14 protein-coding genes are annotated in these 14,933 nt (G+C 47.2%); all 14 read left to right on the forward strand.

Annotation, left to right across the window (positions count from 1 at the left end; all coding sequences use genetic code 11):
* Positions 1-163 precede the first annotated feature (163 nt).
* Entirely contained in the window at positions 164-1,921 is a 1,758-nt protein-coding gene (locus CWE08_RS00730; RefSeq protein ID WP_126764753.1) for an HD domain-containing phosphohydrolase, read from the forward strand.
* Positions 1,922-2,080: 159 nt separating this feature from the next.
* The gene (gene fliD, locus CWE08_RS00735; RefSeq protein ID WP_126764754.1) at positions 2,081-3,430 is read left to right on the forward strand and encodes a flagellar filament capping protein FliD; all 1,350 of its coding nucleotides are present in this window, start codon (positions 2,081-2,083) and stop codon (positions 3,428-3,430) included.
* 63 nt (positions 3,431-3,493) lie between these two features.
* A complete protein-coding gene (fliS, locus tag CWE08_RS00740) occupies positions 3,494-3,904 on the forward strand; it encodes a flagellar export chaperone FliS (protein ID WP_198677025.1) in 411 nt (136 codons plus the stop codon).
* A gap of 2 nt (positions 3,905-3,906) precedes the next feature.
* Positions 3,907-4,260, forward strand: a complete 354-nt coding sequence (gene fliT / locus CWE08_RS00745; RefSeq protein WP_157981206.1) for a flagellar protein FliT — start codon at positions 3,907-3,909, stop codon at positions 4,258-4,260.
* 89 nt (positions 4,261-4,349) lie between these two features.
* Complete coding sequence (fliK, locus tag CWE08_RS00750; protein WP_126764756.1) at positions 4,350-5,339, forward strand: flagellar hook-length control protein FliK; 990 nt, start codon at positions 4,350-4,352, stop codon at positions 5,337-5,339.
* Positions 5,332-5,607, forward strand: coding sequence for an EscU/YscU/HrcU family type III secretion system export apparatus switch protein (locus tag CWE08_RS00755; RefSeq protein WP_126764757.1), 276 nt, complete (start codon positions 5,332-5,334; stop codon positions 5,605-5,607). Before fliK ends, CWE08_RS00755 begins: the two co-directional genes overlap by 8 nt.
* A gap of 313 nt (positions 5,608-5,920) precedes the next feature.
* Positions 5,921-6,223: a flagellar transcriptional regulator FlhD gene (locus CWE08_RS00760; RefSeq protein ID WP_126764758.1), complete on the forward strand. Its 303-nt coding sequence runs from the start codon at positions 5,921-5,923 to the stop codon at positions 6,221-6,223.
* 34 nt (positions 6,224-6,257) lie between these two features.
* Positions 6,258-6,794, forward strand: a complete 537-nt coding sequence (gene flhC, locus CWE08_RS00765) for a flagellar transcriptional regulator FlhC (RefSeq protein WP_126764759.1) — start codon at positions 6,258-6,260, stop codon at positions 6,792-6,794.
* Between the two features lie 136 nt (positions 6,795-6,930).
* Positions 6,931-7,797 carry a flagellar motor stator protein MotA gene (motA, locus tag CWE08_RS00770; RefSeq protein WP_126764760.1) on the forward strand — a complete coding sequence of 289 codons (867 nt, stop codon included), beginning with the start codon at positions 6,931-6,933 and terminating at the stop codon, positions 7,795-7,797.
* Between the two features lie 2 nt (positions 7,798-7,799).
* A complete protein-coding gene (gene motB, locus CWE08_RS00775; protein WP_126764761.1) occupies positions 7,800-8,738 on the forward strand; it encodes a flagellar motor protein MotB in 939 nt (312 codons plus the stop codon).
* Between the two features lie 149 nt (positions 8,739-8,887).
* Positions 8,888-10,078: a flagellar biosynthesis protein FlhB gene (flhB, locus tag CWE08_RS00780; protein ID WP_126764762.1), complete on the forward strand. Its 1,191-nt coding sequence runs from the start codon at positions 8,888-8,890 to the stop codon at positions 10,076-10,078.
* Positions 10,075-12,159 carry a flagellar biosynthesis protein FlhA gene (flhA, locus tag CWE08_RS00785; RefSeq protein WP_126764763.1) on the forward strand — a complete coding sequence of 695 codons (2,085 nt, stop codon included), beginning with the start codon at positions 10,075-10,077 and terminating at the stop codon, positions 12,157-12,159. Before flhB ends, flhA begins: the two co-directional genes overlap by 4 nt.
* Positions 12,156-14,435, forward strand: a complete 2,280-nt coding sequence (gene flhF, locus CWE08_RS00790) for a flagellar biosynthesis GTPase FlhF (RefSeq protein WP_126764764.1) — start codon at positions 12,156-12,158, stop codon at positions 14,433-14,435. Before flhA ends, flhF begins: the two co-directional genes overlap by 4 nt.
* On the forward strand, positions 14,428-14,931 hold the full coding sequence (locus tag CWE08_RS00795) for a hypothetical protein (protein ID WP_126764765.1): 504 nt from the start codon (positions 14,428-14,430) through the stop codon (positions 14,929-14,931). The genes flhF and CWE08_RS00795 overlap by 8 nt, the downstream gene beginning before the upstream one ends.
* The last annotated feature ends 2 nt before the right edge of the window (positions 14,932-14,933 follow it).

Consider the following 14,933-nt stretch of genomic DNA (forward strand, 5'->3'; position numbering starts at 1 on the left):
GTGACTCTCCAGTTAATTCTTCAGTTTTTTGCGTGATTGCCGATACTGTTATACATAGGCGAGAGGGTCAGTTGTTGAAGTGATGCAACTTGACAAAACGCAACAGTGAAGAATTTAGAAAAAGCAGAAAAGCAGTAGAACAAGAGCACAAGGAAATCAGAACTTGAAAGAAGAAGAATACTCACCCGTTTCGAGCAAAATGGAAGTTTCCGCTTTGCTCGAAACTATGACCCAACCAGGGGCTGCGCAGATTCGGTTGAACATTGCTGATTCGAAGGCGTTCCCTGTGGTTTTGTTGGATCTAATAGATGAAGAATCTGTTGAGTATGATTTAACCGCTATTCGTGAGTTAGCACCGAAATTGCGCCGAGGCGTTGAGTTCTTATTATTAGGGCAGAGCCACGCTGGCATGATTCGCTCTACGCCCATGAAGATGACAGAGTTTTCCGATAAAGATGGCCGATTAGTAAGTAAATCGAAATGGCCTGAAGGGTTAGATTTACGCCAACGCAGAGCCGCCTTTCGAGCACATTTGCGCATAGGCATGGATGTTGGCGTGCGTTTGCGCGCCGAAGAAGTGGTTAAACAGCGCAAAAAAGGTGAGAGCGAGGAAGCGCCACCCGTTGATGTCAATGCGGAGGAGCCGAGCGAAACGCGAAAAATGGAGCTCATTGGCGACCTTAAAGATCTATCCGCAACGGGTGCACTGGTGGATTTCTTTGCCCAGGATGGTGCTTCGAGAGTTATCAATCACATGCGCTCGGAACTTGAGCTCTGTTTTCCGGACGGCACTATTTTTCCTATAGTGGCGGATGTGCGGCATATAAAAACCGACCCAGACCGGCAAGTACTCACTGTAGGCTTCGAATTTAGCAGTGTGAGCAAGGCAGACGAAAAGCAGCTTTGGGCGTTTGTGCGAGAAATTGAGCGAGAGGCTTCACGTAACGCTGGCGAGGGCTCTTCAAAAACACCATCGCCATTGTTTGAAGTAAAAGATGAATCGATATCTTTAGGCCGCCGGCAAGGGCATAAGTATCCTACTCCAATTGCACGCAGGCTTGCGCGCGTAGCCGGCTACTTGGATAGCCAGATGGTGGCCTTGCGGCAGGGGCAAAAAATCAATTCGAGCCAGCTTTCTGCAAATTCTGATCGATTGTTAGATATCATTAAAGATGATCGCGAGGGTGCTTTATTTGCCTTACGTTGCATTCATCGAGAATCAGCCTGGGTTATTCATGGCTTAAGTGTAGCCATTCGGGCAGTTGATTTAGCTCAGAGTGGGGCAAGGCTTCCGCGCGAACTGGAAAAAGCCATTGTTGCTTGCGGCATGTTGCACGATTTGGGCAAAGGTATGCTGCCGGGCTCACTTTGGCGAGCAAGTACTTTAAGCCGTGATTCCTACTTGCGAATGCAATCACATGTGGCTCTATTAGTTAACCAAATGGATCAGTGCAAATGGTTGGCGCCAGCGGTTGTTCAAGGTTTTGTAGAGCGTATAAATGAACGCTTAGATGGTTCCGGCTATCCTCTTGGGCTAAAAGGCGATGATTTAGGGCAGCTTTCGCGCATGGTTGCCGTAGTGGACGCAGTTGATGCCATGTGTAGGCCTCGAGCCGATAGGCCGGGGCAAACCACGGAAACCGCCTATCGATACCTTTTAGCAAACACTACACAATTCGATTATGCTTGGATTGAACGCTACATTCGGCACTTCGGTATGATTGCCGTGGGTTCGCTTGTTCGATACAAGCTCAATGACCAATTAGCGTGGGTTACCGGCCTGGATGAAAATCGGCACATTCGCCAAGTAGTATTAACTTCCCATGATGGCCCACCTGATAATGAACTTGGTAATCCTGTTGAGGGTAAGGCTCTATTGGAGCTTGGAGAAATTAAGGAAGTACTGGAAACGGACTTCTAAAGTTTAGAGCGAGGCTGCCGATAAATTAAATAAGCAGTGTTTAAGATGCCTTTTTCAGTGATTGCTACTGGAAAAAACTGACAAAATAAGCAAGCTTTGTTGTGAAAGGCGCTATAATTTTGCGCAAACAACAGCGGCAAATGTAAAAAAGGTAAAACGATGGCTTCAATTTCTGCATTAGGTATTGGTTCTGGCATGGACCTAAATGGGCTTCTTGATCAGCTGGCAGCAGCTGAACGTCAGAAGCTTCAGCCTATTACGCAACAGAAACAAGCACAGCAGGCGAAGATTTCGGCGTACGGACGATTAGAAAACGCTTTATCAACCTTCCAAGATTCAGCAGCAAAACTCAGCAAGCCAGAAACCTTTCAAGGGGTTAGTAGTGCGGTAGCGGGGGCTTCAGTTAGTGCTGCAGCGAGTTCAACGGCACCTATCGGGAGCTATCAGGTTAATGTGATTGACCGAGCTGAATCTTACAGTATTGCCACAAATGGTGTTGCTAGCCAAACCGATAATCTAGGTGGTGGAACGCTCTCATTTACTATGGGTAATGGTGATGCCCTCTCTGTGGATATCAATCCTGCTGAGAGCTCCTTGCAAGATATTCGCGATGCTATCAACAGTTCAAACGGCGGCGTGCAGGCATCGATTGTGAATGATGGTAGCAACACACCATACCGTTTGGTTCTGAGCTCGTTAGAAACCGGCACCGATGCAGCTATCACGAATATTGATTTTGGTACCTTGGGTGCTGATTTAGGTTTGGATGCAGCTACTGAACAGCAAGCGCAAAACGCAATGTTGAATGTGAATGGTATTACCATCACGAGCCAAAGCAATCGGGTTGAAGGTGCCATTCAAGGTGTAACTCTCGATCTGCAAGAAGAAGGCAGCTCAACGGTATCGATTTCTCGAGATACTGAACTTACGGAAAAAGCAGTCACTGACTTTGTAGATAAATACAATAATCTACAAACCTTGATCGGTAATCTCACTCGTTTTGGTGGGGAAAGCGGAAGCAACGGCCAACTCTTGGGTGATTCAACATTACGCTCTGTGCAACAGAATATGCGCAACATTCTCGGCGAAGGTGTTGGCGAGGGTAACGCGCGTTTACTCAGCGATGTGGGTATAGATTTGGGCCTTGATGGCAAATTAACCCTAGATGAAGCTAAGTTAAACGATTTAACTGCTAATAATATGAATGACCTCAACACATTTTTTGCCGGCACCACTGCGGGTGGGGGCTTGAGCGGTAAAATTGACGTGAGCATTTCGCAGTTATTACAAAGTGATGGGCCAATCAAAAATACCACCCAAGGCCTGCAAGATAGTATTGGCCGACTAGATGACCGCTTTTTGCGTATGGAAGAGAGTATTGAGAAAACGATTGATCGCTATCGCTCGCAGTTTTCCCAACTTGATTCAATGATTGCCAATATGAACTCAACGAGTAATTACCTAACTCAGCAATTCGATATTATGAATGCACAGTTGGGCCGAAACTAAATCTAAATAATTTGTAAAGTTAGTACCAGCTCGGCTGGGAAACTCTAGGATAGGAGAACAGTTATGTATGCAATGCGTGGTGCCGCGGCTTACGGCAGGGTGAGTGTAGAAAGTAATGTACTTTCTGCTAGCCCACACCAACTGATCTCGATGTTATTTGATGGCGCTCAGGCTGCAATTAAAGCAGCAAAATTGCACATGGCGAACGGTAATGTGGCGGAAAAAGGTAAAGCGATAAGTAAAGCTATGGATATCGTTAACAGTGGCTTGTTGGCGGCTCTAGATAAAGAAAAGGGCGGCGAACTCGCAGAGCGTTTAGAAGGTATTTACAACTACGTTAGCAATTTGCTGATTCAGGCGAACTTGCGCAATGACACTGCGAAGCTGGATGAGGCCGCAGAACTTCTTCAAAATATAGGTTCAGCATGGAAAGAAATTGGACAGCAAGCAGCATCAGCGAAGCAAGGCGGGTAAGCATGGGTGCTCGGGCATATTTAAAACCAGTGATGGATGGCGCAGATGTGATTAGTGCTTACGAGCGGCTAATTGAATTCTCGTCGACCATGCTTGAACATGCCCGTGAAGACGATTGGACTAAACTGATCGAGAGCGAAGTAGCCTACGTGGGCGAAGTTGAACGGTTACAAAAACATGAGCTTGATGCCACACTGACTGAACAACAGCAGGAGCAGAAGCTTAACTTACTCGAAATTCTTCTGAATCAAGACAAAGAGATACGGATGCGCTTAACCCAACGCCGCACTGAGTTGGAAAAGATGCTCTCTTCTGCTTCGAAAAAAAGAAAAGTAGATAACGCTTACCTCTCTTGATTTACGCTAGCCCACGCAAATGTTAACTGTATCAACACCCCTAACATTGGCGTTGGGCAAAAGTGGCCGGAGAATAACGGAGGTAGAAAATGAGCGGCATTACTCCGTTACTGGATACACTTCTCCACCAAGTTCTTGGCCCGAAAGGCGATCAAACCGCACAAAAAATCTTGAACCAGCCGGTACGTCCAGTTGATCCGGGCGAGGGCCCTCGTGCTTTACAAAGTGATTCCCGGCTCGATTCCCGGGCGAATTCGCAAGCCCACGCGGTGCAACCTAATTTGCGGACGGGCAGTAAATTTGCCCAAGCAAGCTATCAGCAAATACAGCCGAATCTTGGTAACCCGCCTTCGACCCAAATTGCTCTTTCTGGAGCGGGTAAAGCGATTGCGGATGTACTGATGCAATATCCGGCACCTGGTTCAACTATTCGCCCTAGCATGGCTTTGATTCAGGGTGGCGAAACCATAACACCCACACTTTTGGCGGATCGGCTTGATGCCAGTATCCGCAATAGTGGCGTGTTTTATGAAAGTACATTGGGCCGCTGGTTTCGCGGCGAACTTCCCCGAGCTGCTTTGGAGCAACAACCGCAAATGCAGTTGGCAGCACAACAAACACAACAACAAGCGCAGCAAGAAGGGCGTGTTTTAAGCGGGCCAATTCCCGAGGCGATTCAACCTGTGGTGCGGCAACAATTAGAAATGCTGAGCGCACCAGTTTTACGTTGGGAAGGTGATTTATGGTCGGGTATTTTCCTTGCTTTGTTTCTTCACCCAAGCCAAATAGAGGGGCGCGAACCATCAAGCCAAGATCAATCTCAGGGCAAGCGCCAAGAAAAGAGCTGGCGCTCGGAATTGGAATTAACGGTACGGGGTTTGGGCGCGCTTTCGGTGGGTGTTCACTTAAACGATAAACAACTTCACCTACTTTTCGTTGCCAATGATGATGTAGTGGCGAAGTTAGAGTTGAAAGAAAGTATTTTGCGCGATCGCCTACGAAAATTGGGCTTATCGGAAGTAACGGTAGAAACCCGTTTGCGGAGCGAGCCAGCGGAAGAGGCGCGCCGCGATGAGTGAAAAAGATTGGGATAAGCGGCGCAGTGCAGTGGCGTTGGGCTATGGCCACAACAAACAACCAGAAATAATAGCCCAAGGCTATGGTGAATTTGCTGAGCGCATTATTCAGGAGGCGGAAAAGCACGACATTTTTGTGCACGATGCACCTGAACTTGTAAGTTTGTTGATGCATTTAAATCCAGATGATTATTTACCAGATGCCCTTAAAGAGGTGTTGGTTGAGCTCTTAATTTGGTTACAGGAGGTGGCGGACAATCAATCGAAATAACTTCCAAACTCAGCAAAGACTTACAATAAACATGGATATTATTGGTTCCCCCGCAAAACAATCTCATTTACCATAGTAAAATAATTGTAAAACTTTTTGGTTAAGATACCGCGTCATGGCTTGACGGATTGAAATATTATCGGTATCACTAACACTGTGTTAACAAAAAAATAAAAAGCTTACGCTAATAATTATAAAACACAGCTCAAAACAACGAGTAATAATTAACTTTCTCGCGCGTTTTAGAAGTTTTTCAATTAAAAAATGTTGTTATGCGCTCACTCTCCATTGGAGATGATCAGGGGATAAGATTTTGGAAACCACAAAAACCATAGAAGAGTTCCAAGAACTCAACCTTGCCTATTTGCTTTTGATTCAGAAAATGCTTTCTGAAGATCGCGATTCTGCTATGTTTCGTTTGAAGTTATCGAACGAAATGGCTGATTTAGTTGCGTCTATGTCAATTCGTGAAATTACCTGGCTAGCAACCCAAGGCCAATTCGCGTTGCGCCCCTGTGCAGATAATGCGGATCAACTTGCACATATTCTTCGTAGCAAGCGTGAAACTGGTTTAACACATACCCATTTAGCCATGTTAATGGCTTCAACCCGTTAAACTTTGGGTTTTAGAACTTTAAAGGTGTAACGGTTTGTCGAAAAAAAAGCTTCTTGATGAAATGAATCAGGTTCAGTTAGCTATTGAGCTAATTGAGCTCGGAGCTCGGCTACAAGTTTTAGAATCTGAAGTTGAACTCAACCGCGGGCGTTTGGTTCGGCTTTACAAAGAGGTTCGGGGCGAATCACCACCTAAGGGTTTACTGCCTTTTTCTACTGATTGGTTCATGACCTGGCTACCAAATATTCATTCTTCGCTGTTTTATTCGATTTATCTGAAGTTAACGGAGAACGAAAAAATTGACCGCATGACGGCCTTCACTAAGGCTTATCGCCTTTATAATGAACATGTGGATTCTACCGGTGGTGAACAAGTTCTTGGATTAACAAGGGCTTGGACATTGCTACGGTTTTTTGAAAGTAATATGTTCCAACTCTCGAATTGTAATCAATGCCACCTTCCTTTTGTAAACCATGCCCATACTCCGGATGACGATTATGTCTGTGGGATTTGCCAACCTCCCTCGCGCGCTGGAAAGCCGGGTAAGAAAAAAGCTGCTCTTAGTAAATAAGCGAAAATATCCCTCAAGTTTTCAGAGAAAATGCCGATAGCTCGTATACGTAAATAGTTTGCGCAAGCCACGCAGATTTTCATATTTTGCGCGTTTGCGGCAACTATAAAAGAACGTAATTAATGAGGGGACATTTGTGCTCATTGCTATCGGATTTATCATCGTTATTTTCTCTGTGTTTGGCGGCTTTGCCATGGCTGGCGGCGCGTTAGGCCCTTTATGGCAGCCCTTTGAAGTGTTGATGATCGGTGGGGCTGGTGTGGGTGCTTTTATTGCTGCGAATAATGGCAAAGCGATTAAAGCAACCTTTAATGTGGCGAAAAAATTAAAGGCTACCACCAAGTACAATAAAAATGTGTATATGGAGCTGATGTCGGTTCTTTATAAAATACTCAACAAAATGCGCAGAGACGGCATGCTAGCGGTTGAGCGTGATATTGAAGAGCCGGCAGAAAGTGCGATTTTTCAAGAGCACCCGCTAGTGCTCGAAGATGACATGATTCGTGATTTTCTCACCGATTATCTACGCCTCATGATTAGCGGTAACATGAATCCGCAAGAACTTGATGAATTGATGTTGCATGAGATCGAATCTTTTGAAACAGAGGCACATGTGCCTGCTGACGCCATCGCTAAGGTGGGGGATGCAATGCCTGCTTTCGGTATCGTTGCTGCGGTACTCGGGGTTGTAAAAGCGCTCAGTAGTGCTGATGCGGGGCCAGATGAAATGGGCGTAATGATTGCTCACGCATTGATTGGTACTTTTCTCGGTATCTTGTTGGGTTACGGTTTTATCAATCCAATTGCCAGCCGGGTAGAACGGCAAGTAGCGGAAGCAATGAAAGCTTTGCAATGTATTCGCGTAACTTTGTTGGCAAGTATGGGTGGCTACGCACCTCAATTAGCCGTTGAATTTGGCCGCAAAGCACTCGATACGGTGGAGCGGCCATCGTTCAATGAACTAGAAGATCATGTTCGTGGTAATAAGCCAGCGGAGTCGTAAGCATGGCTGAAGAACATCGCCCAATTATCATCCGCCGAAAAAAAGTGGTGCACAAGCACCATGGTGGGTCGTGGAAAATTGCCCTTGCAGATTTCATGACAGCTTTGATGGCGTTGTTCTTAGTAATGTGGATTTTGTCTACCGGCGATGAAGAGCAGCGAGAAGCGGTTGCTGAGTATTTTCGCACACCACTGGTAGTGGCAATGAGTGGCGGCAACCAGAGCAGCTCTGCGAGTACTGTTATTCCCGGTGGCGGGCCGGATAGTTCTCATTCTCAGGGTGAGCGCGCACGCATTGATTATCGTATGCAAACACGTCCAGCCGATGTTCGCCGGCAATTTCAAAATATCCAACGGCAAATTGAGCGTGCGATTCAAGCCGACCCTGTTCTGCGTCAGCTTGAAGCGCAAATGCGTTTAGATTTAACACGCGAGGGGTTACGAATTCAGATGATGGATACTGAAAACCGACCAATGTTTGAAATTGGTTCGCCCACCGTTGCCCCTTACATGAGCCGATTGCTCCAAACAGTAGCCCCTATCTTAAACTCAGTGGATAACGCATTAACCATAAGTGGCCATACCGATAGCATTCCTTATGCTGGTGGTTATGTTGGCTATAGTAATTGGGAGTTATCTTCAGATCGTGCGAATGCATCACGCCGAGAGCTAGTAGCGGGTGGTTTGGATCCGAATAAATTACTTTCTATATCAGGTGTTGCGGATCGTATTCCATTAGAAGGGGCTAATCCCCGAGATCCAATGAACCGACGCATTACTTTAGTGCTGCATACTGAGCAATCGGCTGAATTCATTCGCCGCCAAGGTTTATTACCCGGCGATGCAGAAGAGTTTGAGCGCTTGTTGCAGGAAGATGCTGAAGCCGAACTCGGTGAGGGCGGCTTATCTTTGGATGAAAATCCGCAAGGGTTTTTTCTCTAATTAGCAGAGAAAAGAAATCCCTAAGCTCTGAAAACACCAAAGCAAATGAAAAGCGCCAATAAAACGGCGCTTTTTTTCCATTCGAATTTCCTTTCCTTCTGGCAGTATAACGGCTAAATCTCCGATAATGCCCAGAGAAAAACCGAAACATGGCCGAACAGAGCACCAGCGACGACTCTGAAAAAACAGAACCCGCCACACCCAGGCGCCTGCAAAAGGCGCGGGATGAGGGGCAAGTTGCGCGATCGCGAGAATTAACAACCTTTGTGCTCCTGTTCGGCGGCATTATTGGCCTATGGGGTATGAGTTCTCTTATTTATGAGAACCTTGGCACTGTAATGGAGCAGGCATTTTTATTCGAACGTATGCATGCTTTTCAACCAGAACCCATGCTCTCGAAAGTGGCTAATTTGGGGCTGCAAAGTTTATATGCCTTAATGCCTCTGTTTATTCTCATGGTGGTATTAGCCTTGGTAGCACCCGCATTGTTGGGCGGCTGGATCGTTTCAGCAAAAGGCATGAAGCCACAGCTTTCAAAATTGAACCCAGTAAAGGGTTTAAAACGCATATTTTCAGTTCAGGCGCTCGCGGAATTAGGCAAGGCGATTGCCAAAACCACTTTAGTAGGTGGCGTGCTGGTGGCTTTTTTGGTGACTCGCCAAGGCGAATACATGGGCTTGATGGGGCAACCTGTACAATTGGCGCTCACCAATGCGCTCACCTTGGCGGCAGAAGCGGCAGTACTAATGGTGCTCACGCTTATTGTAGTGGTATTGATTGATGTGCCCTACCAGTTATACGACCACACCAAAAAACTAAAGATGACCAAGGATGAAGTAAAACGGGAGCACAAGGAAACAGAGGGTGATCCGCATGTGAAGGCGCGTATTCGCGCGCAACAACAAGCGATATCGCGTGGGCGCATGATGAGTAAAGTGCCCGAGGCGGATGTTATCATCACCAACCCAACACACTTTGCGGTAGCACTGAAATATGATGATAAAAACATGGGCGCGCCGCGATTAGTGGCGAAAGGCTCTGATGCGGTAGCGGCAAAAATTCGTGAGCTGGGGGAAGAACACAATGTTCCCAGGCTAGAGGCTCCGGCTCTGGCGCGGGCATTATTTTATAATGTTGATCTCGAACGCGAAGTGCCTACAGCACTTTACACGGCGGTTGCCGAAGTATTGGCTTGGGCATTCCGATTGAAACAAATAAAGGTTGAAGGTGGTGATATTCCGCCGAAGCCTAAGAACCTTGCGGTACCAAAACAAATGGCAGAACGCAAAGTACATCCTCGCCATCAGCAAAATCAAACGTTTGGGGAGAGCAGTGAATGAAGGGGTTAATGCCTTCACTGAATCAGTTTGGCAACATTGCCAATGGCCGTTTGCAAATGCTGATCGGGCCTATTCTAATTCTCATGATTTTGGCAATGATGGTATTGCCATTGCCGCCGTTCGCACTGGATTTACTCTTTACGTTTAATATTGCCCTGGCACTTATGGTGCTGTTAGTGAGCATGTTTGCTGAAAAGCCTTTAGATTTTGCCGCGTTTCCAGCTGTACTGCTATTCACAACCTTGTTGCGCTTATCGCTGAATGTAGCATCTACTCGAGTAGTGCTTATGGATGGCCACACCGGCGGTGATGCTGCTGGCAAAGTAATCGAATCTTTCGGCCAGTTTTTGGTGGGTGGTAATTTTGCCGTTGGCTTGGTGGTGTTTTTGATTCTTGTCATCATCAACTTCATGGTTATTACGAAAGGTGCGGGCCGAATTGCTGAAGTTGGTGCACGCTTTATGCTTGATGCGATGCCGGGCAAGCAAATGGCGATTGACGCTGATTTAAACGCTGGCCTGATTGGCGAAGAAGATGCTCGCCGTCGGCGTTCCGAAGTGGCACAAGAAGCGGATTTTTACGGCTCTATGGATGGGGCAAGTAAATTTGTGCGCGGTGATGCGGTGGCCGGTTTAATCATCATGGTGGTAAATATCATCGGCGGTTTGCTTATCGGTACCATGCAACACAGCATGAGCTTTGGCGATGCTGCGCAAACCTATATTCTACTCGCCATTGGCGATGGCCTTGTTGCCCAAATTCCTGCGTTAGTAATTTCTACTGCCGCAGGTGTAACCGTTTCGCGAGTGAATACGGAGCAAGATGTTGGCCAGCAAATGGTAAGCCAACTCTTTGTGAATCCAAAAGTGATGATTTTGGCGGCGGTGGTAATCGGCCTGTTGGGCTTGGTTCCGGGCATGCCGAATTTTGTGTTCTTGCTATTTACCGCTTCACTTGGCTTTATGGCTTGGCGCGTTATGGCGAAACAAAAACAAAAAGCCATTGAGCAGCCTTTAGAAGAAGGCCCTGTTACCCAATTCGAATCACCTGAGGCGAGTTGGAAAGATGTACAACTGGTGGATACATTGGGCATGGAAGTTGGGCATCGCCTTATTTCTTTGGTTGATGATCGCCAACAAGGTGAGCTTTTGGTTCGCATTAAAAGTGTGCGCAAGAAATTTGCCCAAGATGTAGGTTTCTTACCACCCGTAGTGCATATCCGGGATAATCTTGAGCTACCGCCAAATAGTTACGTAATTACCTTAAAAGGTGGTGAGGTAGGGCGCGCTGATATCTATCCAGACAAATGGCTAGCTATTAACCCAGGCCAAGTAACCGGCGAAGTAGAAGGCATAAAAACCACGGATCCAGCCTTTGGTTTGGATGCGGTATGGATTGATGCAAGCGAGCGTGAGCATGCGCAAATTTATGGTTATACAGTGGTAGATGCCAGCACAGTAGTGGCTACCCATTTGAACCACTTACTGCAGCGTTTTTCTGGTGAATTACTGGGCCGTTCCGAAGTGCAACAATTAGTTGATAAGTTAGCAGAAGAAAACAAAAGTTTGGTTGAGGATGTGGTGCCCAAATGTGTTTCCCTCACCGTGCTGCAACGTATTTTGCAGAATCTTTTAGATGAAGAAGTACCGATTCGGGATATGCGCACAATCTTTGATACACTAGCGGAGTTTGAAGGGCAGCAACCGGAAGCCCATGAATTAACCGCTCAGGTGCGTTTGGCATTAGGCCGGGCAATCACGCAAAAATGGTTTGCAGGAGCGCGGGAATTGCATGTGTTAGGCCTTGATGTTCGCCTTGAGCAGGTATTGATGCAAGCCATGAATAACGGTGGAGCACTTGAGCCAGGTTTGGCCGCTACCTTACAAGAACAAGCTCGAGTAGCTTTGGAGCGGCAAGAATCGATGGGCGAGCCACCAGTACTTGTGGTGCAGCATGGTTTAAGGCCGCTGTTGGCGCATTTCTTGCGCCGCCAGCTACGCTACTTGGTGGTCATGTCGCAAGCCGAAGTGCCAGATGATAGAACACTGAAAATCACCGCATTAATTGGAGAAAATCAATGAGCGTAAGGCGCTATTTTGGTGCCAACAATCGTGATGCAATGCGCCAAGTTCGGGAGAGCTTGGGGCCCGATGCCATGATCCTATCATCGCGGCAATTAGACGATGGCTATGAAATTTTGGCGATGGCGGAAGATGCACTCGATGAGAAGGTGGCGCAGGCTGATAAGCCACCTGCCAACGATTTTGCCGCGTTAGCACAGCGCTTGTTGAGTGAAGTGCAAGAAATGCGCAGTATGTTGAATAATCAACAGAAAAAAGTAACTCCTACGGTTCACCCAATTCGAGAAATGGTGAACATTTTGCAAGCTGCTGGTTTTGGCACCGAATTAATTCGTGAGTTAGCCGCGGCTTTACCCGGGAATTGCAACGATGTAAGTGCTTGGTTGCATGAGCAGCTACAACAGCGAATTCAATTACCGAGCTTTCCTGCAGAATTGTTTAGCGATGGCGTAATCGCTTTAGTTGGCCCTACCGGTGTAGGGAAAACCACGACAACCGCAAAGCTCGCTGCCCATTATGTAATGCAGTTTGGGCCTGAGCAGTTGTTGTTAGTAACAACCGATGGCTATCGTGTGGGAGCCCGAGAGCAGTTAAAAATTTATGCCGGTTTGCTTGAGGTTGATATGCATGCGCTGGAAGAGGGCGAAAAACTCGATGTGCTGCAAGACAAGATGTGCGGTAAAAAGCTTGTATTGATCGATACGGTAGGTATGAGCCAGCGTGATCAGCGGCTCACGCAGCGTATTGCTGAACTGCAAGCTGGCGCAGAAACCCCTGCGGCAACTCGGCCATTAACTCGGGAAACAACACAGAAAACGACGCAGAAAACAACGCCGAAAACAAGCAACACACGGTTAGTGTTGGTGTTGAATACGGCGAGCCAGCGTGAAAACTTGGATGAGGTGGTGTGTTTATTTCAACGCACCGCGAGAGAATCGGGCATGGTTATTCGCGATTGTATCGTTTCTAAGGTTGATGAATCGGTGCGCTTGGGGGGTGCATTAGATGTACTTATTCGCCATGGCCTAATTTTGCATTTTGTTTCCAATGGCCAGCGTGTACCGGAAGATCTAGAATTGCCCGATACCGAGGCTTTGGTAAATTTAGCGCTTAATGGTGTAGCCGCAGAATATGCAGAGTTTAGCCAATGGTTAGCCAACTTTGGCGAACAGAGTGCCACGCCGGCGCGGGCTGCATCGGGCGCTTTACAAGCTCAAGGCAAAACCGTTGCCAGTTTGTATGAACAATTGCGCGCTGATTTACCCGGCTTTGATTTCATTGAAAGCTTACTCAATATCGGTGAATTGCCAGCCAATGACCAAGAAGCAGCACTCACGCAATGGTATGCGGATATCCAAGCCGAGGCTGGGAAAGTGCAACCTAAAACGCTTCACTGGGCGCGAACTAAGCCTGTGGCTGGGGTGAAATGGCATCTTGCCAACTTGCCGGCGGATATCGAAAGTTGCCTGTTACCGTTACCTATTCTCCCAGAGCCGGTGGCTAATATTGCCAAGATTCATCAAAACCTGGGCGTGCAACAGCATATTTTTCAAATGTTGCCTTCAGAGGCAACGTTAAATTGGCTGAATAGCCCCGAAAATGGCTTGCAGCCGTGGGTTGCCGTTATCAATCGGAATCATCGTTTCCGTGTTCGCAATGCTGATTCTAAAGCCGCCACTAATGCCACCAACAATGCCGCCGCTAAAGCCACTAACGAAAAAGAGGAACGGGTTGCCGCTTTGGCGTTACGAACACGTTTGAATTCGCATCATAGTGTGCAACTACATTATCGCGGCGAAGCTGCAAAGCTAACCTTGGGTTCGGTGGCAGTAAAGTTGATGAACAGCAGCGTTGAGTATCAATTGTGGTATGGTGAACTCGCAGCAGAGGCTCGCGGTGCTGGGTTGGTTCGGCGCTTTTGGTTGCTGCCCAAAACGGTAGCAGCGGATACTGCAAAAAATTTGATCGTGGCGCAGTTAAAGGGTGATGAGGCTGCGAGCTTAACGCGGCAAACTCATAACCTTTTACAAAAAGCTGGTTATGAACATTTATCGCAACCGGTTTCTGTGGCTTTAGCCACTACTTTGGCCGCTAGCGCAATTCATGTTGAACAAAGTATGGCTCCGGTATTTAATACCGCGCGGCAACGCTTGTTTAATTTATCCGGTAAGCGTGGCAAAGCCAATGGGCAAAAAATATTAGCCGGGTTAATTCAATTGTTGGAAGCCACCGTGGCTATCCAGATTATGTCGGCAGCGGGAGTTCGAAGTGAGTAGTGATCAGGCCGCCGGATTACGAGATTGGGCAAGTAAAAATAAACCGCCGGAGAGCGCGGCCACAGCCGAAAATACCTTAGTGGTTGTAGGTTTGCCATCAAAAAGCAATGGCGATACTCAACCCGTGCGAGAGCAATTAGCACGGCTCGCAGAACTAGGCCGGCGTTGGGTAGGTAATCCGCAAGCTTGGGAACTCATTCCAGCGGAATATGTGCATACAGATATGCAAGAATTAGCCTCACGGTTTCCGCGCTGGGCACTTTGGGTTGAGCCCGATACTAATGGTTTTCAACGTGCCTACAATACAATGCGGAATTTACATGTGAATGGCGGGCCACAACGTGTTTTACTATTACACCCGCCGGTGGTTTCCACCCGCGGCTTGATTAACAATGTTCGTGAATGCGCACGTAACTTTTTTAATCTTGATTTAATATGTGTGCAATATTCTAACGAAGGTATGAATACTGATATAAAATCTGGCCAACGCACCTAAAC

The organism is Aliidiomarina iranensis, from assembly GCF_003987135.1.
In the GTDB taxonomy this organism is placed as follows: domain Bacteria; phylum Pseudomonadota; class Gammaproteobacteria; order Enterobacterales; family Alteromonadaceae; genus Aliidiomarina; species Aliidiomarina iranensis.

Bases quoted from the DNA above. Each gene is read 5' to 3' on its own strand.
- motB (WP_126764761.1), top strand. From the start codon at position 7,800: ATGGCTGAAGAACATCGCCCAATTATCATCCGCCGAAAAAAAGTGGTG.
- flhA (WP_126764763.1), top strand. From the start codon at position 10,075: ATGAAGGGGTTAATGCCTTCACTGAATCAGTTTGGCAACATTGCCAAT.
- flhB (WP_126764762.1), top strand. From the start codon at position 8,888: ATGGCCGAACAGAGCACCAGCGACGACTCTGAAAAAACAGAACCCGCC.
- CWE08_RS00755 (WP_126764757.1), top strand. From the start codon at position 5,332: ATGAGTGAAAAAGATTGGGATAAGCGGCGCAGTGCAGTGGCGTTGGGC.
- flhF (WP_126764764.1), top strand. From the start codon at position 12,156: ATGAGCGTAAGGCGCTATTTTGGTGCCAACAATCGTGATGCAATGCGC.
- fliD (WP_126764754.1), top strand. From the start codon at position 2,081: ATGGCTTCAATTTCTGCATTAGGTATTGGTTCTGGCATGGACCTAAAT.
- fliT (WP_157981206.1), top strand. From the start codon at position 3,907: ATGGGTGCTCGGGCATATTTAAAACCAGTGATGGATGGCGCAGATGTG.
- fliK (WP_126764756.1), top strand. From the start codon at position 4,350: ATGAGCGGCATTACTCCGTTACTGGATACACTTCTCCACCAAGTTCTT.
- fliS (WP_198677025.1), top strand. From the start codon at position 3,494: ATGTATGCAATGCGTGGTGCCGCGGCTTACGGCAGGGTGAGTGTAGAA.